The sequence below is a fragment of the Halomonas shantousis genome, from assembly GCF_054654615.1.
The window spans coordinates 25042-46413 of sequence record NZ_BAAIER010000002.1 but is presented as its reverse complement, the minus strand read 5'-3'; the positions used below and the strand labels follow the sequence as shown (position 1 = coordinate 46413).

The window sequence follows — 21372 nt, the reverse complement described above, 5'->3', positions numbered from 1 at the left end:
GGAGCGGCGGGGCAGCCGATCAGTCGAACCGCAGCGTCACTTTCCCGAACGCACCGTAGTCCGCCTCGATATCGCTGCCGGACGGACATTCTATCGGGCCGATGAAGGAGCCGGAGAGGATGACCTGACCGGCCTCGATCCGCTGGCCATAGGTCGCCATGCGCCGTGCCAGCCACACCAGACCAGTCACCGGATCGTCGAGCACGCCGGCGCCCAGGCCGGTGGCGACGACGTCGCCGTTCTTCTTGACGATCGAGCCGACCCAGCGCAGATCGATGGCCTCGGGTGCATGGCGTTCCTTGCCGAGTACGATACCGGCATTGGCCGCGTTGTCGGAGACGGTATCGACGATGACGCGCCGCTGGCCGGTACGGGGGTCCTGGCGCACGACGCGGGTGTCGAGAATCTCGACAGCCGGTATCACATAGTCGGTGGCCGCCAGGACATCCTCCCGCGTGACCTCGCCTTCCAGCGGTGCCTTCATGACGAAGGCGATCTCGGCTTCGATGCGCGGTTCAATGAAGTGGTGCTTGGGAATTACCACGCCGCTGTCGAAGCGCATGTAGTCGTAGAGCACGCCGCTGTCGGGTGTGTCGATACCCAGCGCGTCCTGCATGACCTTGGACGTCAGGCCGATCTTCCAGCCGATGACGGCGTGGTGGCGCTTCTTCTTCTCGAGCTGCGCCGCCTGGATCGCGTAAGCATCCTTCAGCGTCATCGCCGGGTACTTGAGCGACAGCAGGCCGATCTGCTCGCGGTTTTCTTCCGCTGCAAGCAGGGCGTCGGCGGCGTCGGACACCTGGGCCTCAGTTAACGCCATGCTTCTCATCCTCCACGCCATTGACCAGGGTGCCGATGCCGTCGGCCTCGACTTCGATGACATCGCCCGGCTTGAGCCAGATCGGCGGATCGAAGCGCGCGCCCGCGCCGGTGGGCGTGCCACAGACGATGACGTCGCCCGGCACCAGGGTGGTGAAGGTCGAGACGTAATTCACGATGTAGCGGAAATCGAACATCATGCGCGAGGTGCGATCGTTCTGGCGGACTTCGCCGTTGACCCGGGTGGTCAGCGCAATGTCGTCGAGCTGGTCGGCGCTCTTGAACGGCACCAGCCAGGGGCCGATGGCGCCGCTGGCGTCGAAATTCTTGCCCTGGGTGACGTTGAACTTGGCGTGGCGCACCCAGTCGCGCAACGTACCCTCGTTGCACAGCGTCAACGCCGCGATGTGCTCGTAGGCCTTTTCGCGGGGAATGCGACGCCCACCCTTGCCGATGACGATGGTCACTTCCCCTTCGTAGTCGAGCTGCTCGCTCTCCGGCGGACGCACCAGATTCTGGCGATGGCCGACGAAGCTGCGCGGAAAGCGAATGAACAGCGAGGGTTTGCTGGGTGCCGCCTGACCGTCCTTGTACTCTTCGTTGCGCGACGGGAAATTGACGCCGACGCAGATCAGTTTCTCGGGGTTGGCGACCGGAATCAGGAAGGTGACGTCCTCCTCACGATAGCTCGGGCGTCGCTGCTCGGCGGCGTGCATCACCTCGTCGATGGCGCCGGCCTCGATCACTTCCTTGAGCCCCTTGAAGCGAGTGCCGAATTCCGGCGTCAGGTCGATGATGCCATCATCGGTGACGACGCCGTAGCGGTCGGCGCCGTTGGCATGGAAGGACGCCAGGCGGGCGGGAAGGGCGTTGCTCATGAAGTCTCTCCTGAAGGGCCCGATCGCCGCCGGGCCGTGTGTTCGGGGTTTCGACAACCGCGTTTCTCACGGGGCGATGATGGGCGTGGCCTTCAACTGCGACGCCTGGGGTTCGACGTTCTCGAACAAGGATCCGTGTTCGAACCAGGAGCGTGGCGCCGGTGCGCCCCACAGGGTCTGTCGCTGCGGATCCTTCAGGTCCCACTTGATCGGCTCGAGGTCCGGATCGACGGTCTGGTAGTCGGAGCAGTAGATCTCGATACGATGGCCGTCCGGATCGAGGATATACAGGAAGAAGGCATTGGAGATGCCGTGCCGCCCGGGGCCGCGTTCGATATTGCCGACGTAGCCGGTGGTGGCCATCAGATCGCATAGGTCGATGATGTTGAGCGGGGTCGGTACCCAGAAGGCGGTATGGTGCAGGCGAGGACCGTTACCGTTGGTGAAGGCGATATCGTGAACGCCACCCTTGCGGTGCATCCAGGCCGCCCACAGCTTGCCGCTCTCCTCATCCTCGGTGTACTCGGTGACGCGAAAACCGATGCGGTTGTAGAACTCGACCGCCTGGTCGACATTGGCCGAGAACAGGTTGAAGTGATCGATACGCAACGGTTTGACGCCGTGGTACAGCGCGTACTGCTGATGGATGGGGGCCAGGCGATCCATCTTGAAATAGAACTCGATGGGCGTGTCGAAGCAATCGACCGTCCGTAGCGTGCGTCCTTGGTAGGGCCGCTCGACCCACTCGACCGAATGGCCCAGCTCCTCGAACCAGTCGTGGGCCTTGTCCAGATCCTGTTCATCGAAGACCTTGAATGACAGGGCCTGAACCGCGGCGGTATCGCTCTGCTCGAGCACCAGGCAATGGTGCCCCCGCTCTTCCATGGCGCGCAGATAGATGCGCCGGTCGTCCTCGTCGGTGACCTGCAGGCCGAGCGTGTCGACGTAGAAGTGACGGCTCTTGGCCAGGTCCGTGACGCCGAAGACGACGTGACTCAGACGCAGAATGTTGAAAGCGGGGTAGAGATTGGGCGTAGGAATGGACATGGGATATCTCCGTGGGCCATCGGGCAAGGTGACGGGCAGGCCACCTTGCGAGACAGGGGGGTCAATCTAGCTTGGGTACTTGATGGACCTTGCGCGGGAAGGAGACGTTGACGGTCTCCATGTAGAAATCGAACGACCAGTCGCCGCCGTCGCGGCCGATGCCCGACGCCTTGACGCCGCCGAACGGCGCCGGCAGGTGACGAACGTTTTCGGAGTTCACCCACATCATCCCGGCTTCCAGCTCGTCGGTCATGCGCATCGCCCGGTTCAGGTCGTTGGTCCACAGGTAGGCGGACAGCCCGTACTGGGTGTCGTTGGCAATACGCAGGGCTTCGTCCTCGTCCTTGAAAGAAATGGCGGTCAGCACCGGGCCGAAGATTTCTTCCTGGGCGATAGCCATGTCGTTGGTGGCCTGCGTAAACAACGTCGGCCGGACATAGCAACCTTCGTCACCGCACTTTTTGCCACCGGCGGCGATGGTTGCGCCCTGTTCGCGAGCCTTGTCGAAGTAGGAAAGCACCTTCTTCTCATGCTCGGGATGGATCAGCGGCCCGACGACGGTCTCGGGGTCCAGCGGGTGCCCAACCTTGATCTTGTCAGCAACCTCGGCGACACGCCGGGTGAACTCTTCGTAGATCGAATCCTGCACCAGCAGGCGCGAGGAGGAGGTGCAGCGCTCACCGTTGAGCGAGTAGATCATGAAGCTGGCGGCATCTGCAGCGCGATCGAGATCGGCGTCATCGAAGACGATGACCGGATTCTTGCCGCCCAGCTCGAAGTGAAAGCGTTTCAGGGTCGGCGCGGCCTGGGCCATGATCATCTGGCCGGTGCGGCTCTCGCCGACGAAGGCGATTGCCTTGATACCGGGATGTTCGGTCAGCGTCCTGCCGGCATCTTCGCCAAAACCGTTGACCAGATTCAGCACACCCTTCGGTAGACCCGCTTCCTCGGCGATCTCGACGAGAAGCTTGGCGGTCAGCGGCGAGAACTCCGCCGGCTTGTGAACTACCGTGCAGCCGGCCGCCAGCGCCGGGGCGATCTTCCAGGTCGACAGCATGAACGGCGTGTTCCACGGCGTGATGACCGCGACCGGACCCAGCGGACGCTTGGAGGTGACGTTCATCTGGGTATCGTTGCGCAGGGCCTGGCCGTCCTCGGCTTCCGGGGCCTTGTCGGCGAAAAAGCGGAAGTTGGCCGCACCGCGAATCGCGGCCTTGGACATGAAGCGCAGCGCCTGGCCAGTGTCCATGCACTCGGTGAAGGCGATCTCCTCGGCGCGCGCCTCGATGGCTTCAGCCACCTTGATCAGGATGGCACGACGCTCCTTGCCCGGCGTCCTGCTCCAGGGCTTGAAGGCATCCTGAGCCGCTTTGACGGCGCGATCGATGTCGCTGGCGCCACCCCGAGCAACGTTGGCCAGTGGCTTGAGATCGATCGGCGACAGGGATTCGAAGGTCTTGCCCGAGTCGGCGGGCACCGACTCGCCATTGATGTGGTTCATCACGCCCTGCTCGCGGAAACGCTTCATGTACTCCTGCGCGCGGGCAATGTTCTCGTCCAAAGTACTCATCGGAAATCTCCTGGTAGATCGGCTAGTCCGTGGTTTCGGCTGACTCAGCGTTTCGACAGACGGGCATGAATCGGGGTGTCCTTCCAGCTCAGCTCGGCATCGATCTCGCGAATCTCCAGCGAGAGCGCGAAGTGAGGAGTCGCCAGCGGCGTGGCGAGAGCCTCCCGTACCGCCGAGAAAAGGCGCTCTCCCGCCGCCTTGAGGGCCGCCGTCTCGCGCCCGGCTCCGACGGAAAGCGTCATCGCCACGAAGGCGTTGTCGGGATGGTCGTCGGCGACGATGCAATGGTCGGCGGCAAAGGCGCGCACGCGAATGCCGGCCAGCGGGAAGAGTTCGCTCTCCTTCATGACCGCCCAGGCGGCCCGGCAGACATCGGCCATGGCCACATGCCGCTCGACGCTGGGTGAGTACTCGATATGCAGATGTGGCACGTCATTTCTCCTTGGTACGGCGGCGTGACCGCGGTATCGCTCCGGGAGTGGCGTCTGAAAACTCTCGATTACGTTAATATATTAACGAATAGTCTGGCTCAGTCTGTCAAGAGTATTTTTATCCCGCGAGAAATTTGCCAGAGATCCCCGATTGGAATGACGACATGGACAGGGAGAACGTTCGCTGGATGTCTCTCTGAGCGTATCGTTGAGCGTGTTGTTTATAGATTAATGAGTTTTTAAGGCGTGGGGACGCGAGATCGACCAAGGTAGGGGGAGAGATTGCGAAAAGTACAATCAAGTCTCTGTAAAACACATCCTCAAGTGCCTGGGGTTTCATCAGCATGAAAAAACCAACCTGCTCGGGTCCGGGGCTCGCCGGCTTCAGTCAGCGCCAGCGGTCCCGAGATTCATGCGCAGCTACCTGTTGAAAGCGATCCGTGGCGTCTCGCCACCTTGCCCGCCGGACGGCTAACGGCCGCACGGCACCGAACGCCCGATCGCCGGCACGATAACGAGGAATTGATCATGCAGTTTCACCATCACGGCTATGTATCGAAGGATCCTCGCCTCCAGCCCGCGGCCGGAGTGGGCCTCGACCGCTCCGACACACTGCCCGAGAGGGTCGACGTGCTCATTGTCGGCTCCGGGCCTGCCGGCATGATCACGGCAGCACAGCTCGCTCAGTTCCCCGGCGTCAGCACGCGCATCGTCGAGCGGCGTGCGGGACGGCTCGAGGTGGGCCAGGCCGACGGCATTCAGGCACGCAGCGTCGAGACCTTCCAGGCGTTCGGGTTCGCCGGCCGCATCATCGACGAGGCGTACCATATCACCGAGATGGCGTTCTGGAAGCCGGACCCGGCGAAGCCGGGCCATATCGTGCGCACGGCGTGCACGCCCGACGACCCCCAGGGCATCAGTGAATTTCCCCACCTGATCGTGAATCAGGCCCGGGTGCTCGATTACCTCGCCGAGGCGGCCGCCAACGGCCCGGCCTGCGTGCGGCCCGATTACGGTTACGAGTTCGAGGGTCTCGAGGTCGCTGACGAGGGCGAGTATCCGGTGACCGTCACGCTCAAGCACACCTCGGGGAGCCAGGAAGGACAGACGCGCACCGTGCGCGCCAAGTACGTGGTCGGCAGCGACGGCGCGCGCAGCAAGGTGCGTGACGCCATCGGCTGCACGCTCGCCGGTGATCAGGCCAATCATGCCTGGGGCGTCATGGATGTGCTGGCCGTGACCGACTTTCCCGATATCCGCACCAAGTGCGCAATCCAGTCGGGTTCGGGTGGCAGCATCCTGCTCATCCCCCGCGAGGGAGGCTATCTGTTTCGCATGTATGTGGATCTCGGCGAGGTGCCTGCAGATGGCAGCAGCGAGGTTCGCAATACGCCGATCGACAGGATCATCGCCAAGGCGAACGAGATCATGCATCCCTACACGCTCGACGTGCGTAACGTCGCCTGGCACAGCGTCTATGAGGTGGGGCATCGCCTCAGCGACCGTTTCGACGATGTCGAGGATCCCGAGTCAGGTCGGCTGCCGCATGTGTTCATCACTGGCGATGCCTGTCATACCCACAGCGCCAAGGCCGGGCAGGGCATGAACGTGTCGATGCAGGACGGTTTCAATCTCGGCTGGAAGCTGGGGCATGTGTTGTCGGGACGCAGTCCGGCGAGCCTGCTCTCCACCTACTCGGCCGAGCGCCAGGTCGTCGCCAGGAACCTGATCGATTTCGACAAGCAATGGTCGACATTGATGGCCAAGCGCCCCGAGGAGTTCGAGGATCCCTCCGAGCTCGAGGACTTCTATACGCGAACCATCGAATTCCCGGCAGGTTTCATGACCGAGTACGCACCGTCGCTCATCACGGCCGAGGCGCGTCATCAGCAATTCGCTACCGGCTTTCCGGTGGGCAAGCGCTTCAAGTCGGCCAGGGTGGCGCGCGTGTGCGATGGCAATCCGCTCCACCTTGGTCATCAGGCGAACGCCGACGGACGCTGGCGCCTCTATGTGTTTGCCGACTCGGCCCGGGCCGATGAACCATCGGCCGTCGACACATTCGCCGAGTGGCTCTCCACGGCGGAAGACTCGCCGTTGAACGTTGGCCCGCAGGAGCTCGAGCCCAATGCCTGGTTCGATATCAAGGTGATCTATCAACAGCCGCATGCCGCGGTCGATATCTCGCGCGTGCCCGAGGTGTTCATGCCGCGAGTGGGGCCATTCGAACTCATCAATTACGAGAACGTTTTCGCTATCCTGCCCGACGACGACATCTTCGAGGCGCGAGGCATCGATCGACGCGGCGCGGTCGTCGTGGTGCGTCCCGACCAGTATGTGGCCCATGTCCTGCCACTGTCGGCGACCGAAGAGCTGGGTGGCTTCTTTCGGCCCATTCTGGATCCGGCGTCTTTTCAAAATTGAAAGCGTGCGGGCAAGCTGCCAGGATTTCCCGGCAGCGTTTTTTATCGATTCTATTCGCACCCCTGTTGCGAGGGCGCGGCGAGATTTGAATTCTTTCATCTCGCGTTCTCTATCTAAAGTCTAATCGTTAATTTATTAACAAGTGGCTAGTTTGAGTCGTACATGCCTTGTAGCGATTGTCTGGCCTGCTTTGCTTTCACCCATGAGCAAGCGGGTGATGCGCGCGTAGATCCCATGACGTGGTCCCCTCTTTTCGCCATCTCTTCCGTGGAGGTCGTATGAACAAGTCGTTGACATCCCGGCCCGCGTCCGTGGCGGACTGGATCGATCTCGAGACGCTCTACCGTGATCCGTTCCCGATCTATAAACGGCTTCGTCGCGAGGGCGGCGTTCACTGGGTGCCCTGCGTCAATCGCTATCTGATCACCAGTTACGAGGCCGTGGTCGCGACCGAGCATGACCAGGAGACCTATTCCGCCAACGAAAAGGACTCGCTCCAGATCCGCGCCATGGGCCATTCGATGCTGCGCCGCGACGACCCGGAGCACTACCGGGAGCGCCGGCAGTGGCAGAGTGTCTTCAAGCCCAACGCTGTAAAAAACGTCTGGACGCAGATCTTTCATGAAAAGGGGCGGGAGCAACTGGCCCGGTTCATCGACAAGGGCCCGGGGGCGGATATTATCTGGGACTTTTCGGCGCCCTTCGCTGCTGAATGCCTGAAATCAGTGCTCGGGCTCTACAACGCTGAGGCGCAGGATCTGCAGCGCTGGTCGCAGACGTTGATCGATGCCACCGGTAACTACGGCGAAGACCCGGAGGTCTGGGCAGCCGGCAAGCGCTCCTTCGATGAGGTGGATATCGCGCTCGACGAGATGCTCGAGTGGCACCTCCACAATCGCGACAACTCCCTGATCTCCTCGTTGTTGTCCACACCCGAAGAGCAGATGCCGCTGGAAAAGATTCGCGCCAACATCAAGATGAGCATCGGCGGTGGCCTCAACGAACCCCGTGACGCGCTGGGTGTGGCCGCCTGGGCGCTGTTGACCCACCCCGACCAGCGCCGGGCGGTGGAGCGTGACCCCGGATTGTGGTCGACGGTATTCGACGAAACCATTCGCTGGGTGGCCCCCATCGGCATGTACTCTCGCCAGACCACGAAAGATACCGTGCTGGCCGGGGTCGAGCTGCCGGCCGGGGCGCGTCTGGGCATCTGCATTCTCTCCGCCAACCGCGACGAGTCGGTATGGGATCGGGCGGATGCGTTCGATATTCACCGGGAGGTCAAGCCGCATCTTGCCTTCAGCAAGGGCACGCATGTCTGTCTGGGCGCCCGGGCGGCGCGGGCAGAGGTTGCCGATGTGGCACTGCCGCTATTGTTCCATCACCTGAAAGGGCTCGACCTGCACCCCGACCATGAACCCACCATCGGCGGTTGGGTCTTTCGCGGCATGCTCTCCCTGCCCGTGACCTGGCGCGAGGTTCGCCCTCTTGAAGGCCACGGGGCATCCGTCCCCGTCACTGCAGGCACGGCGTCGATCACGCCCGAGCAGGACGCGACCCCGCACGTGGCCATCGTGGGCTCGGGGCCGGCGGGATGTTTCACGGCAAAGGAAATTCAGCGCCGAATGCCCGGTGCCCGTATCGACCTTTTCGATCGCCTGCCGGTGCCCTACGGGCTGCTACGTTACGGCGTCGCCGGCGACCACCAGGGCACGAAAGCCGTGTCGCGCCAGTTCGATCGCCTGTTCGACTCGCCATACGTGCGCTTTATCGGCAATACCACCATCGGCCATCAGGTGTCGTTCGATGATCTGCGTGAAGGCTACGACGCGGTGGTGCTCGCCTCCGGCGCACACCAGGATCGCCGGTTGGAGATTCCGGGCAACACTCTGGCCAACGTGTATGGCGCCGGTTGCGTCACCCGCCGGCTGAACGGCCACCCGGGCGAGCCGGTAACGCCGTCGCTCGGGCGGCGCGTGGCCATCGTCGGGCAGGGCAACGTCGCCATCGATGTGCTGCGTCTGTTGTCGATCCGCTCGATGGAACTCGAGGGCAGCGACATCGACGATGGCGTTCACGGCGAACTGACCCGCGAGATCGACACCCTTCACATCATCGGGCGCTCCCCTGCGCAGCAGGCCCGCTTCGATCCGGTCATGATTCGCGAGCTGGGCCGCTTCACGGGCGTCGCGCATCGCCTCCACGGGGCTGACCTGACGAGTGTGCCGGAAGGCAAGGACGCCCGGCTAGACGCGCTGCGGACGCTACCCGGCGTGGACGGTGCCGGGAGTGGCGACGATCACCGCATGACGGTCGAGTGGTGGTTCGAGACGGTGCCCGAGAAGCTGACCGGACAGACGCGGGTCGAAGGCGTCGCACTGCGTCACGCCGGGGAGGTGGTCCGGCTGGAGGTGGACTCGGTCATTACCGCCATCGGCTTCGTGCCCGATCCTGACGACGCCATCTCAAAGGCGCTGTTCGAACTACCGAGCGTCTCGGAAAATGGCCGAATCGATGCGGGTCTGTACCTGGCCGGCTGGCTGCGGCGCGGCGCCCGGGGCACGATCCCCGACCAGCGAAGCGACGCGCGAGCCCTGGCGGGCGTCATCGGCTCCGATATTGCTGATGGGCAGGTGCGCTGTCAGCGCGATGGGCTCGTGCCCCACTCGGAGGCGACCGACATCGACGGCTGGCGCAGGATCGATCATCTGGAGCGCACGCAAACCGCGCCCGGCCGCGTTCGTACCAAGCTGACCACGCTCGAGGCGCTTCTGAACTCGGCGCGGGATGACACCCTGGTGTTCGAGCGTGAGACCCGTGACGAGACGGGCGAGGGGGAGAGTCTGGGGGGACTGACGGTCGGCATTCTGTTCGGCACGGAGTCGGGCAATGCAGAGCTTATGGCCGAAGAACTCGAGCAGGCGCTCGACGGGCGCTGCGCGGTAAGCGTTGCGGATCTCGCCGACACCGACCCGCGTTCTCTCGACCCGAACCGGTTCTACCTCATCCTCTGCTCGACCTACGGCGATGGCGAGGTGCCCAGCGGCGCACGCGGATTTTACGAGGCACTGCGTGACGACGCCCCGGACCTCGCCGGCGTTCGCTTTGCCAGCCTGGGGCTGGGGGACAGCAGCTACGCCAAGACGTATTCCCGCGGCAGCGAACTGCTCACGGAGGCCTTGATGGCCTGCGGTGCAATGCGGGTGGGGGAATATGGCCGCCACGATGCCAGCGGCGCGCTTGCGGCCTCGGACGTTGCCCTGGATTGGGCGGATGGCGTGCTGGCCCTGCTCGCGACCGAGGAAAAACAGCCGGCCTGAGGGCGCCGGCGTTATACCGGAGGGCAGGGTCCACGATTGGCACCTGCCCGGACGCCTTATCAACGTCTAACCATTAACTTGTTAAGGATAATAATAGCATGCTCGCTCGGAGTTCGGAGGAAACCCAATGACAATGAAAAAAGCCGGAACCATGATGCACTGCCTGGCACGGGCAATGGGGCTCTGTCTGGCCCTCGGCTTGACCAGCCAATCGGCCTCGGCGGTGACCACCCTGCGCATCTCGCACTTCCTGCCGGCGATCTCCAACGCTCAGCAGCACGTCATCGAGCCCTGGTGCGAGGATCTCGAGGCGCAGTCCGAGGGTGAGCTGCGCTGCCAGATCTACCCATCCATGCAACTGGGCGGCACCCCGGCGCAGCTCGCCGATATGGTGCGCAACGGAGTCGTCGACATCGCCTGGACGGCACTGGGCTATTCGGCGGGTCGCTTCCCGCGCAGCGAGGCGCTGGAGCTGCCCTTCATGCTGCCGGCCGGTGGCGTCGAGGCCAGTCGTATCGCCTGGGCATTCACGCAAGGCCCCGCCGCGGCGGATTTTGCCGATTACAAGGTGCTCGCCGTGCACAGCGATGGCGGCAGCGTCTTCCATACCCGGGAAACGCCGATTCATGGCCGCGACGATATGCAGGGGCTGCGCTTGCGTGCGCCCACGCGCATGGCCTCGAACCTGATCGATACGCTCGGCGCCTCGGCGGTGAGCATGCCGCCGGCCCAGATCGCCGACACGCTGGCCAAGGGCGTCATCGATGGCGCCGCGGCCGGCTGGGAGGTGGTGCCGCCCACCAAGCTTGACGAGGTGACCCACTACCACACCGAGACGGCGGACGATCAGGCGACGCCGACAGTGACGGTGCTGGCGCTGCTGATGAACAAGCGCAGCTATGACCGGTTGCCCGAGAAGGCCCGTCAGGTACTCGATTCGCTGAGCGGAGAGACGCTGTCGGCCCGTTTCGGCAGGGCCTGGGACGAGGCCATCGCCAAGGTCAAGACCCAGGTGGAAGGCGACCCCGAGCATACGGTGATCACGCTCGACACCGCCGCGTATGACGACATGCGCGACGCGACCCGCGGTATCGTCGACGACTGGATCGCCTCCGACGAGGGCAGCATCGAGCGTGGTGCACTGGTCGAGACGCTCGAGTCGCTCGTCGACGAGCAAGCCCCTGAACTGCGGCGAGTGGACTGAGTCGATGACCGAATCCATCGAACGGCGCGAAGACGCACGGAGGCCTTCATGACAGGGGTCGTGTTGAAACGCTCATCAATGGCGCTGGCCATGGTCGGCGGCATGCTGCTGCTGACGGCGATCGGCATGTCGCTGGTCTCGATGCTCGGCCGCCGGCTCTTCTCCGCGCCCATAACGGGCGACATCGAGCTGCTGCAGATGCTGGTCGCGGTTGCCGTGGCCTGTTTCCTGCCGTTATGCGAGGTCAACGACCGCCACATCCGGGTCGATATCGTCGCCACGCTCTTCCCGGCCGGGTTCAATCGCGCGCTGCTGGCGATCTCGCATCTGATGCTGGCGCTGGTCAGCGCGCTGTTGTTATGGCGGACGGCGTTGTCGGTCGCCGACAGCCTCGCCTACAGCGCCCAGAGCGTGCAACTGGGCATTCCGCAATGGATTCCCCAGGCCGCCATGCTGCCGGGAATCGCGCTGCTCGGGGTCTGCGCGCTCCATCAGAGCGCTCTCCAGCTGAGCGGCGGCCAGGAAGCGGCGAAGGGAGGCGAGAGCCCATGATCGGCGGTCTCGAAATGGGCGCCATCGCGCTCGGTGTCCTGCTGGTGATGTTGGGCTGTCGCTGGCACGTGGGGGTCGCCATGCTGCTGGCGGGAGCGCTCTGCTACTGGCTGGCCAACGACGGCGACACCCGGGCGTTGCTGTTCACCCTCAACAACCTCGTTTACGCCCGCTTCTCGAGCTACGACCTGGCGGTCATTCCCATTTTCGTGCTGATGGGGCAATTCGCGATCCACGGCGGGCTTTCGGCCGCGCTGTTTCGCGCCAGTGCCAGCTGGATCGGCCATTGGCGCGGCGGGCTGGCGATGTCGGCGGCGGGGGCCTGTGCCGGCTTCGGTGCCATCTGTGGCTCCTCGCTGGCCACGGCCACCACCATGAGTCAGGTGGCCCTGCCGGAACTGGAGCGTTACCACTACGGCAAGCGCCTGGCCACGGGCACGATCGCCGCGGCGGGAACCCTGGGCATTCTGATTCCGCCCTCGGTACCGCTGATCATCTACGCCGTGCTGACCCAGGAGTCGATCGCCGCGCTCTTCATGGCGGCGATCCTGCCGGGGTTGCTGGCGGTGGCGGGCTATCTGGCAGTGATCCGCATCGTGGCGACGAGAACCATGCGCGACGTCGAGCGGGCGCCACGCCACGGTTGGGCCGAGCGGCTGGCGAGTCTGGGCGATATCGCGCCGATACTGGTGATCTTCGTCATTGTCATCTACGGTCTCTACGGCGGCTGGGCGAACCTGACCGAGGCCGCATCGATCGGCGCCGCCGCCTGCGGTCTTTACGCCGTGTGGCGCGGCGGCATGCGCTGGCAGGGCGTCTACCGCAGTCTGGCGGGCACGGCGGAGGCGACCGCCATGATCTACCTGGTGGTGATCGGCGCCGATCTGCTGAACAGCGGTCTGGCGCTGGGGCAGCTGCCGACGGCGCTGGCGGAGTGGATCACTGGCAGTGGCCTGGCGCCGCTGGCGGTGCTGCTGATCATCCTGTTGATCTATCTGCTGCTGGGCTGCGTGATGGACTCGCTGTCGATGATTCTGCTCACCATTCCGATCTTCTATCCGATCATCCTCGAACTCGATCTGTTCGGGCTCGACGCCAGCGCCAAATCGATCTGGTTCGGCATCGTCGCGCTGATGGTGGTGGAGATCGGCCTGATCACGCCGCCCATGGGCATGAATCTCTTCATCGTGCAGCAATACAGTCACGGCACCTCGCTTGCCACCGTCAGCCGCGGCATCCTGCCGTTCATCGGCGCGGACATGGTGCGTATCGCCATCGTGGTGTTCGTACCGGCACTGTCGCTGGTATGGCTTTGAGAGCGTGCTGGCGCTTGCCTTCTTTCGACGATGAAACCGGCCATTGCGCCGGTTTTTTCATGTGCAAGGCGTTCAGGAAAGGCCGGTTGGGCATGTGTGTCCAGATTTCCGTCAGGCCGAGACAAGAGCGTTGCCGCGTAGCCGGATAGCCTGCCCATGTCACCCGACGCATCGTCCGGGGACATACCATAACAACAAGGGGGCTTCCTGCATGATGTCACGTTATCCATACCTGCTGCCCACGCTGTCCGTCGCGGCCGTCGTCACGCTCTCGGTGTCCGGCGGGGCTCGCGCTGCGGAACTGTTCGACGACGGCACGACCCATGTCGATGTCAACGTCGAGGGCATTCTGGGGGCCTTTCATAGCCAGAAGGGCTACGCTCAATCCGAAACCGCCGAGGCGGACAGTCGCGACTGGCAGGAGGGATTCGTCAAGTACGGCCTCGGCGCCACGCATATGTTGGGCGATGGCGGCAGTTCGCTCTACGCCAACGTGGCTTGGGTCTCGAGCGGAACGTTCGGCGAGGGCGATGCCGCCGGCTTCACCACCGGCGATGAGCGGCGGACCCACCTCGAGAATCTCTATGCCGGCTGGAAATCCGGCGAGCTGTTCCCGATGCTGGGCCAGGATGGCGTCGATCTCTCCGTGGGACGCCAGCGCATCCAGGTTGGCGACGGCTTTCTGATCTCGGGCGACTCGCTCAATTTCGGCGAGGGGCTGCTGGACGGCGATCTCAACCGTGGGGGGGCCTACTATCTGGCGGCGCGTCAGTCCTTCGAAAACACCGCCGTGTTGCGCCTTGGCGGCGATCGGGGATGGCGGAGCGACCTGATGTGGCTGAAGTCGGGCAACCCCGCCCAGGCCGAACCGGAGCTCGCCGTCGCCACGCTGGAGAACGTCTCCGACGCGGGAACGTTCGGAGCGACCTACATCGACGTCCTCGATGTCGATGACGATCACGCCTTTCTCTATCCCGGTCGCGAGGATACCCGAGTCTACAGCCTGCGCGCCCAGGGCAATGCCGGCGTCGAGAAGCTGTTTCTCGCTGGCCAGTACGCCTGGCAGGAAAACGGCAGCGACAACCATGAGAATGCCTGGTATCTCGAGGCAGGCTGGACCTTCGCCGAGCTGCCCGGCTCGCCTGTCGTGAGCTATCGGTTCAGCCGCTTCTCCGAGCAGTACGATGCGCTGTTCTACGGCAATGGACGCGCGCTCGGCACCTGGTTCCAGGGCGAAGTCGCGGCCAACTATGCCGGTCCCTTCAGTACCAACACCCGCGTGCAGCAGATCAGCCTGGCGCTGGCGCCGTCACCGAGCGTGAGCCTGGGGGCGATGCTCTACGACTTCGACACCCTCTCCACCGAGGCAGGGCCGAACACCAGCGGCAACGAGATCGACCTCTATGCACTGTGGACGCCGAGCGAGCGTTGGTGGGTCATGCCGTTGCTGGGCCGCTACGATCCCGACGCTTCCGCAAGCCAGGGCGGGACGCAACTGGGCGACAGTGATAGCAACTATTACAGCCAGTTACTGGTCGGTTTCAATTTTTGAGAAGCCGGCAGTGAGCGTCATGTGGTTGGCAGCAGGGTTCAAGTGGCGCCGGTCCGAAAGCGCTAGCCTTCGGCCATTGGCGTGCCGATCGACGCGCATCGAGCCGTGTGCTGCGTCTCGCAGCGCCGCTTCCCGTTTCCGAATCAAAGGAGTTTGCGATGAGCTACGACAAGATGTCGGCATCCGCGCCGGTCCAGGCGTTTCTCGAGCGCGCCACCGGCTCTTTCATGGATGGCCGTTTCAGGGCGGAGGGCAATGCCCGCGATGTGCTCGACCCCGCCAACGGCGAGCGGCTGGCGACGATAGCCGAGGGCGACGGCGCGCTGGCGGATGAGGCCGTCGCGCTGACCAAGGCAAGCTTCGATGACCGGCGCTGGCGCGATCTGTCGCCAGCGGCGCGGGAACGGATCCTGTTGCGCTTCGCTGACCTGGTCGAACAGCATGGCGAGGAACTGGCGCAGATCGAGACCCTGAATCAGGGCAAGTCGATCCATATCGCCCGGGCGGTCGATGTGGGCTTCTCGGTCGATTTCGTGCGCTACATGGCGGGCTGGACCACCAAGCTGGAAGGCAGCACCCGCGAGATGTCGATCGGCATGCCCGAGGGCGCGCGGTTCAACGCCTACACCTTGCGCCAGCCGCTGGGCGTGGTGGCGGCGATCGTGCCCTGGAACTTTCCGCTGATGATCGCGCTGTGGAAGGTCGTGCCGGCACTGGCCGCGGGCTGCTCGGTGGTGCTCAAGCCGGCCTCGGAAACGCCGTTGAGTGTGTTGCGACTGGCTGAGCTGGCGATCGAGGCGGGGCTTCCCCGGGGCGTGTTCAACGTGGTGCTGGGTTCCGGCTCGGTGGTCGGGACGCGCCTGGCCGAGCATCCTGACGTACAGAAGGTCACCTTCACCGGCAGCACTGCGGTGGGCAAGCGGATCGGTCATGCCGCTGTCGAGCACATGGCGCACTTTTCCCTGGAACTGGGCGGCAAGAACCCGATGCTGGTGCTCGAGGACGCCGATCTCGACAAGGCCGTCAACGGCGCGTTGATGGGCGGATTGCTCAATCAGGGGCAGGTCTGCGCGGCCGCGTCGCGCTTCTACGTGCATCGCAGCCTGCACGACGAATTCTGTCGGCGTCTCGCCGAGGCGATCGACGGCATGGCGGCGGGCCCGGGCATGGACCCGCAGGCCCAGATCACGCCGCTGGTCTCGCAGCGCCAGCAACGCAGCGTGCTCGATTACATCGACCGCGCCCGCAACCAGGGGGCCAATATCCATGTCGGGGGGGAAGTCCCCAAGGAGGGCTTCTACGTCTCGCCGGTGGTGATCAGCGGTGCCGATCACACCATGGAGGTCGCGCGCGATGAGGTGTTCGGCCCCGTGCTGACGGTGATCCCCTTCGATGACGTGGAGGAGGCGGTCACCATGGTCAACGACAGCGACCTGGGGCTCGCGGCTAGTCTCTGGACCGAAAGCCTGTCGCAGGCGATGCGGCTGACACCGCGCATCGAGGCCGGCACCGTCTGGGTCAATACGCATGTCACCCTGGATGCGAGCCTGCCCTTCGGCGGCCTCAAGATGTCCGGTCTGGGCAAGGAGTTCGGACCCGAGGCGGTCAACGCCTACACCGAGCTTAAATCGGTGTGCATAGCCTATTGAGGATTTCCCGCTCCCTCGCCGGGGAGCGGGCCGGTCACGCGGCGGCGTCCAGCCGAGCGCGGCGGTATTCGCGCGGTGCGCTGCCGAACTCGCGCTTGAATGAGCGGCTGAAGTGGGCCGAATCGATGAACCCCCACTGGTAGGCGATCTGGGTGATCGAGCGGCTCGCTTTTGCCGGGTTGGCGAGTTCCTCCGCGCAGCGCTCGAGACGCCGGCGCTGCACATAACGGCACACGGCTTCCTCATGCTGTTCGAAGAGGCGGTAGAGCTGGCGAATGGAAATATGGAACTGCGCTGCCAGACGTTCCGGTCCGAGCTCGTCTTCGTGGAGGTGCTGGTCGATGAACTGTTGGATGCACGCATAGAGTGTGCTGCTGGCTTGATCCCATAGGGACGGCATCGTCGCTTGATGCTGATAAATGGCCGGCAATAGGGCGATCAGAGAGTTTGCGACACCACTATCCTGTTCCGGGGCGCCTGCGTCGGCGAGTGGTCCCGATAACATGCGGTTCACGATCAACTGCATGATCTGACCGCTGGTACACCCGGCGACGATTTTCATGAAGGGCACCGGCTGGCGGTCGAACTGCCGTGCCACCTCGTCACGCGGCAGATGAAAGGACTCGTGCTCGATCAGCCCATGGGGAAATATTTCGCATGCCTTGGCCGAGTCCATGAGCACCATCTCGCCTGGGCGCATCGCGATACTGACGCCGTTCTGCACCAAGGTGGCATGGCCCTGTTTCTGGACGACCAGGAAGCAGTGACGGTCGTCGTCGGGCCGTTGAGGCCGGCTGCGCACGATTCTCTCGGCATTGGTGGTGATATCGGCAATCTCGACGCCTCCAACGGAGCGCTTCGAGATACGTCCTCGAAAGCCCTGGCGGTCCAGAGGGGTGGAGTCGAAGCTTCCGCATACGCTACGTAGAGCGTTCAACCAGGCATCGAACGACAGTGTCATTGAATCCGTGGATTGCATGGGACCTCCATGAACGTCGTTTTATTAATATTTTAACGTTTTCGGAACACTTTAGAGAAAAGCCGGATTCATTACTAGCTTTTGTTGTCAAGAAGAATTCACGAAGCGTCAGTGGCGTCGAGCTTGGCGACATCGGACGCTGTGCCTGGCGCGCTCACGGCCAGTCAGGCACCTTGCCGAGAACGTTCGCCGCTTCGGCGGCGCGATGTTCCTGGAACATCGATTATCGTGCAAGCTGGCGCAAATATTGCACAATTCAAGTATCGCATCCAAGAAGCCGCACACCCATGACGATTGCACTTCACCATTGTAAGGATGTCACCGAGCATGCCCGGCGCCTGGACGGCTGGCAGCAGGAGTACGATCAGATCGAGGAGGGGCATTTCTCCGGCAACATCGTCGATATTACAGGTCGGGGACTGCGGCTTTTCCGCGAAAGCGCAAACCTGGGCCTGGCGCAGTCGATGCACTTCCCGGAATCGCAGTGGCACCTGGTCATACCCATCAACTGGCCGGGCGGTACATTCTTCCACGCCGACACCCTAACGGTGCTGCCGCACTGCGAGCAATTCTGGAGCGTGGCACCTGGCTACTACGACCTTCTGGTCATGTCGATCGATCGCAGCCGCTATGCATGGCTGGAGCGGGACGAGCGTCGGCTTCGCACATTGGAGGTGCCCGCAGAATTGCTGGCCGGCGTCAGGACGCAGTGGCAGGCCATGACGGACTCTCTGCTGGCCTCGCCGTCACCGCACCGACCCTCGCCGACGCTGCAGCGAGTGTTCTCGCAGCAGCTCGAGGAGGGCGTCGAGCTGCTGCTGAGTGGCTGCTCGAGATCGCCGAAGCTCGATGGCGCCTGCTACCGCACCCGGCGCTACATCGTGGATCGCTGCCATGCCCTGACCCGGGCGCGGCCGGACGATCCCCCTTCGCTGATGGAGCTCTGTCGGCAGTTGAAGATCTCGCGTCGCACGCTGCAGTACAGCTTTCAGATGGAAACCGGACAGGCGCCCGTCCATTACCTGCGCGCGCTGCGCCTCAATGCGGTGCGAAGAAGTCTGCTGCAGGATCCTACCCAGTGCGTTGCCGATGCTGCAGCCCGCCAGGGATTCTTCCATCAGAGCTATTTCAGCCGTGAGTACCGCCGCCTGTTTCAGGAGCCGCCCTCCGCCACCCTGCGGCGAGTACAACCTTCATAGCCGCAGGGGGCAGGAGACGGCCGCCACGCTGGCGGCGTGCGGCGTCATCGAGGATTGGTGGACAGATAGCGCTCTGCCTGCTCGCAGGCGCGACGGATCAGATCGGGTGCCAGCTCGCGCGCGGTATCGGTTTCCTGACGGCTGCGGATCCAGCCCAGGTAGGTGAAGCCTCTCGCCGTCAGGAACAGCTCCAGGCGCTTCAGATCGTTATCCGACAAGGCGCGCTTGTGCCGATAACCATCGATCAAGGCCTGCTTGGCCACCGGATAGCAGGCCTCTTCCTGAATGAAGTAGAGCGCCGTGGCCAGTTCGAACATGTGCCAGCCGAACCCGGCGTCGTCGAAATCGATCAGGCGCAGGCTGCCATTGTCGGTCATCAGGTTTTCCGGCACGAAATCGGCGTGAATCAGGCCATAGCGCTGGGCCGAGCGGTCATACTCCGACAGTTCGATGCTGATCCGGTCACGTGCCTTTTTCAGCAGTTGTCGCTGGGACGCATCCAGCAGTTCCAGTTCCCAGAAGCGTCCCCAGAAGGGCGCTTCCCCTACCAGGCCATCGTGGTCCCAGGCGTGACGCTCGAACCCTTCGGGCAACTCCCAATTGCTCGACTGGTTGTGCAACTCGGCGGCGGTACGCCCCAGCGCGGTATATAGCGCGGCGATCTGCTCGGCGTTATCGCCCAGACCTTCTTCCACGGAGCCCAGAGGGGCGCCATCGATCCAGGCAAACAGGTCGATATTGCGCGGCTCGGCAATGGCCTCGGTCGATTCGCTGACCAGCAGGCGGCCCTCGGCCGTCGGCAGCACCTCGGGAACGGCGATGCCGCTCTCGAGCAACGCCGACATCCACTCCAGTTCCGAACGCAGCGCCGCGATGCTGTGGTAGCCGTGACGATGGATGCGCAGGGCATAGCGCTGGCCGTTCCTGGCCGTCACTTTGTAGACCGCATTCTCGCGGTATTTCACCAGCGACAGGTCGCTGCCTTCCAGTGCCCAATGGCGCAGGGATTTATGTGCCAGATCCAGCAGGTGCGCGCGCTGCTGTGCCGGGGGCAGAGTTTCGAACGGGCTCATGCGACCTCCTGATCGGCCACTTGCGTCAATACGTCATCCAGCGTGTGCAGCAGAATATCGGCGTGCTCGGTCTGGAATGGCATGGGGGGACGCAACTTCAGGATGGTGTCATGGACGCCGATGGCGCTGATCAGCACGCCTTTCTCGCGCATCAGATTGATGATTCGACGCGCTTCGGCCTTCGCCGGCGTTTTCGCGGTTCGATTCTTGACCAGTTCGACCCCGAAGAACATGCCCAGATCGCGGACATCACCGATCAGTTCGTGTTTCTGCTGCAACCTGCGCAGGCCCTCGACCACATAGGCGCCGGTGGTGACGGCGTTGCGCATCAAGTGGTCTTCTTCCAGGGCATCGAGCACCGCCATGCCAACGGCACAGGCGACCGGCGTACCGCCGAAGGTGTTGAAATACATGGCCTCCTTGCTGAACGCCTCGATCATGTCGGGGCGCGCCACGACACCGGCCAGCGGATAGCCGTTACCCATGGGCTTGCCCATGGTGACGATATCGGGGGTGACGTCGTACCACTGGTGTGCCCAGAAATGCCTGCCGCTGCGTCCGAAGCCCGCCTGCACCTCGTCGGCGATGAATACGCCCCCGGCCCGACGCACTTTCGCCACGGCCTTTTCCAGAAAGCCCGGGGGGACGTTGAGCAAGCCTTCGTTGGCGAAATCGGGGCAGACCAGAATGCCGGCCACCTTGATCCCTTCCGCGTGGAATTCATCGATCGCCTGCTGGACCCGGTCGGCATAGGCCTGGGCCAGAGCGTCGCCCGCGAGCCCATCGAGGGGACGGTAGGAGTCCGGGATCGGGAAGGACTTGACGCGCTTGGTGGTCCGGGCTTCCGGCATGAAGCCGGTCCCCATCTCGGCCACCGCTTCCGTATTGCCGTGGTAGGCAAAGTCGCTAACGATGATCCCCTGGGCACCGGTACAGAAGCGTGCCATGCGCAGCGCCAGCTCGTTGGCCTCACTGCCGGTACAGGTCAGCATGGCCATCTGCAGCCCTTCATCGAAGGTGTTGGTCAGGCGCTCCAGGTAATCGACAATATTGTTGTGCAGATAGCGTGTGTGAATGTTGAGCGTCGCGGCCTGACGGCTCATGGCCTCGACGACGCGGGGGTTGCAGTGCCCCACGTGAGGAACGTTGTTGTACACATCCAGATAGCGCTTACCCTCGGTGTCCCAGAGCCAGACGCCTTCGCCGCGCACCAGTTGCAGCGGTTTGTCGTAAAACAGCGGAGAATGGTGCCCCATGACGCGATATCGTCTGGAGAGAAGATCCTGAGCCTGGTCGTCTGCCATGTGATGCTGGCCTCCTCAGCGAGAAACGGTTGACTGATTCAGCGGCCAGTATTCG

General features: G+C 63.5%; 16 protein-coding genes. 8 read left to right on the top strand and 8 right to left on the bottom strand.

Annotated elements, in window-relative coordinates; translation table 11 throughout:
- Window positions 1–19: 19 nt before the first annotated feature.
- The 5 genes from ACYQ12_RS00865 to ACYQ12_RS00845 form a co-directional block, all read right to left on the bottom strand.
- Window positions 20–820 carry an FAA hydrolase family protein gene (locus tag ACYQ12_RS00865; RefSeq protein WP_459866308.1) on the bottom strand — a complete coding sequence of 267 codons (801 nt, stop codon included), beginning with the start codon at window positions 818–820 and terminating at the stop codon, window positions 20–22.
- Window positions 807–1697 carry a fumarylacetoacetate hydrolase family protein gene (locus ACYQ12_RS00860; RefSeq protein ID WP_459866305.1) on the bottom strand — a complete coding sequence of 297 codons (891 nt, stop codon included), beginning with the start codon at window positions 1695–1697 and terminating at the stop codon, window positions 807–809. Before ACYQ12_RS00860 ends, ACYQ12_RS00865 begins: the two co-directional genes overlap by 14 nt.
- Before the next feature lie 66 nt (window positions 1698–1763).
- Window positions 1764–2744: a 3,4-dihydroxyphenylacetate 2,3-dioxygenase gene (hpaD, locus tag ACYQ12_RS00855; RefSeq protein WP_459866302.1), complete on the bottom strand. Its 981-nt coding sequence runs from the start codon at window positions 2742–2744 to the stop codon at window positions 1764–1766.
- Window positions 2745–2805: 61 nt separating this feature from the next.
- Window positions 2806–4314 carry a 5-carboxymethyl-2-hydroxymuconate semialdehyde dehydrogenase gene (gene hpaE, locus ACYQ12_RS00850; RefSeq protein ID WP_459866299.1) on the bottom strand — a complete coding sequence of 503 codons (1509 nt, stop codon included), beginning with the start codon at window positions 4312–4314 and terminating at the stop codon, window positions 2806–2808.
- Window positions 4315–4358: 44 nt separating this feature from the next.
- A complete protein-coding gene (locus tag ACYQ12_RS00845; RefSeq protein WP_459866296.1) occupies window positions 4359–4745 on the bottom strand; it encodes a 5-carboxymethyl-2-hydroxymuconate Delta-isomerase in 387 nt (128 codons plus the stop codon).
- Window positions 4746–5273: 528 nt separating this feature from the next.
- Between ACYQ12_RS00845 and ACYQ12_RS00840 the strand changes: the two genes are divergently transcribed.
- From ACYQ12_RS00840 to ACYQ12_RS00810, 7 genes are all read left to right on the top strand, one after another.
- Window positions 5274–7169 (top strand): FAD-binding monooxygenase, encoded by a 1896-nt coding sequence (locus tag ACYQ12_RS00840; RefSeq protein WP_459866293.1) that lies wholly within the window; start codon window positions 5274–5276, stop codon window positions 7167–7169.
- Between the two features lie 278 nt (window positions 7170–7447).
- The gene (locus tag ACYQ12_RS00835; RefSeq protein ID WP_459866290.1) at window positions 7448–10489 is read left to right on the top strand and encodes a cytochrome P450; all 3042 of its coding nucleotides are present in this window, start codon (window positions 7448–7450) and stop codon (window positions 10487–10489) included.
- 127 nt (window positions 10490–10616) lie between these two features.
- On the top strand, window positions 10617–11693 hold the full coding sequence (locus tag ACYQ12_RS00830; protein WP_459866287.1) for a TRAP transporter substrate-binding protein: 1077 nt from the start codon (window positions 10617–10619) through the stop codon (window positions 11691–11693).
- Between the two features lie 48 nt (window positions 11694–11741).
- On the top strand, window positions 11742–12245 hold the full coding sequence (locus ACYQ12_RS00825; RefSeq protein WP_459866285.1) for a TRAP transporter small permease: 504 nt from the start codon (window positions 11742–11744) through the stop codon (window positions 12243–12245).
- Complete coding sequence (locus ACYQ12_RS00820; RefSeq protein ID WP_459866282.1) at window positions 12242–13561, top strand: TRAP transporter large permease; 1320 nt, start codon at window positions 12242–12244, stop codon at window positions 13559–13561. Before ACYQ12_RS00825 ends, ACYQ12_RS00820 begins: the two co-directional genes overlap by 4 nt.
- A gap of 211 nt (window positions 13562–13772) precedes the next feature.
- Window positions 13773–15113 carry an alginate export family protein gene (locus ACYQ12_RS00815; RefSeq protein ID WP_459866279.1) on the top strand — a complete coding sequence of 447 codons (1341 nt, stop codon included), beginning with the start codon at window positions 13773–13775 and terminating at the stop codon, window positions 15111–15113.
- Between the two features lie 158 nt (window positions 15114–15271).
- A complete protein-coding gene (locus ACYQ12_RS00810) occupies window positions 15272–16762 on the top strand; it encodes an aldehyde dehydrogenase family protein (protein ID WP_459866276.1) in 1491 nt (496 codons plus the stop codon).
- Between the two features lie 34 nt (window positions 16763–16796).
- Here the strand turns inward: ACYQ12_RS00810 and feaR are convergent, their stop codons facing one another.
- Window positions 16797–17741, bottom strand: a complete 945-nt coding sequence (gene feaR / locus ACYQ12_RS00805; RefSeq protein ID WP_459866273.1) for a transcriptional regulator FeaR — start codon at window positions 17739–17741, stop codon at window positions 16797–16799.
- Between the two features lie 287 nt (window positions 17742–18028).
- Between feaR and ACYQ12_RS00800 the strand changes: the two genes are divergently transcribed.
- Window positions 18029–18940: a helix-turn-helix domain-containing protein gene (locus ACYQ12_RS00800; protein WP_459866270.1), complete on the top strand. Its 912-nt coding sequence runs from the start codon at window positions 18029–18031 to the stop codon at window positions 18938–18940.
- Between the two features lie 44 nt (window positions 18941–18984).
- Here the strand turns inward: ACYQ12_RS00800 and ACYQ12_RS00795 are convergent, their stop codons facing one another.
- A complete protein-coding gene (locus tag ACYQ12_RS00795; protein WP_459866267.1) occupies window positions 18985–20013 on the bottom strand; it encodes a phosphotransferase enzyme family protein in 1029 nt (342 codons plus the stop codon).
- The gene (locus ACYQ12_RS00790) at window positions 20010–21317 is read right to left on the bottom strand and encodes an aspartate aminotransferase family protein (RefSeq protein ID WP_459866264.1); all 1308 of its coding nucleotides are present in this window, start codon (window positions 21315–21317) and stop codon (window positions 20010–20012) included. The genes ACYQ12_RS00795 and ACYQ12_RS00790 overlap by 4 nt, the downstream gene beginning before the upstream one ends.
- Window positions 21318–21372: the final 55 nt, after the last annotated feature.

Excerpts from the sequence above, each read along its gene's own strand:
- ACYQ12_RS00865 (WP_459866308.1), bottom strand. The coding sequence starts at position 820 with ATGGCGTTAACTGAGGCCCAGGTGTCCGACGCCGCCGACGCCCTGCTT.
- ACYQ12_RS00860 (WP_459866305.1), bottom strand. The coding sequence starts at position 1,697 with ATGAGCAACGCCCTTCCCGCCCGCCTGGCGTCCTTCCATGCCAACGGC.
- hpaD (WP_459866302.1), bottom strand. The coding sequence starts at position 2,744 with ATGTCCATTCCTACGCCCAATCTCTACCCCGCTTTCAACATTCTGCGT.
- hpaE (WP_459866299.1), bottom strand. The coding sequence starts at position 4,314 with ATGAGTACTTTGGACGAGAACATTGCCCGCGCGCAGGAGTACATGAAG.
- ACYQ12_RS00840 (WP_459866293.1), top strand. The coding sequence starts at position 5,274 with ATGCAGTTTCACCATCACGGCTATGTATCGAAGGATCCTCGCCTCCAG.
- ACYQ12_RS00835 (WP_459866290.1), top strand. The coding sequence starts at position 7,448 with ATGAACAAGTCGTTGACATCCCGGCCCGCGTCCGTGGCGGACTGGATC.
- ACYQ12_RS00830 (WP_459866287.1), top strand. The coding sequence starts at position 10,617 with ATGACAATGAAAAAAGCCGGAACCATGATGCACTGCCTGGCACGGGCA.
- ACYQ12_RS00825 (WP_459866285.1), top strand. The coding sequence starts at position 11,742 with ATGACAGGGGTCGTGTTGAAACGCTCATCAATGGCGCTGGCCATGGTC.
- ACYQ12_RS00820 (WP_459866282.1), top strand. The coding sequence starts at position 12,242 with ATGATCGGCGGTCTCGAAATGGGCGCCATCGCGCTCGGTGTCCTGCTG.
- ACYQ12_RS00815 (WP_459866279.1), top strand. The coding sequence starts at position 13,773 with ATGATGTCACGTTATCCATACCTGCTGCCCACGCTGTCCGTCGCGGCC.
- ACYQ12_RS00810 (WP_459866276.1), top strand. The coding sequence starts at position 15,272 with ATGAGCTACGACAAGATGTCGGCATCCGCGCCGGTCCAGGCGTTTCTC.
- feaR (WP_459866273.1), bottom strand. The coding sequence starts at position 17,741 with ATGCAATCCACGGATTCAATGACACTGTCGTTCGATGCCTGGTTGAAC.
- ACYQ12_RS00800 (WP_459866270.1), top strand. The coding sequence starts at position 18,029 with ATGACGATTGCACTTCACCATTGTAAGGATGTCACCGAGCATGCCCGG.
- ACYQ12_RS00795 (WP_459866267.1), bottom strand. The coding sequence starts at position 20,013 with ATGAGCCCGTTCGAAACTCTGCCCCCGGCACAGCAGCGCGCGCACCTG.
- ACYQ12_RS00790 (WP_459866264.1), bottom strand. The coding sequence starts at position 21,317 with ATGGCAGACGACCAGGCTCAGGATCTTCTCTCCAGACGATATCGCGTC.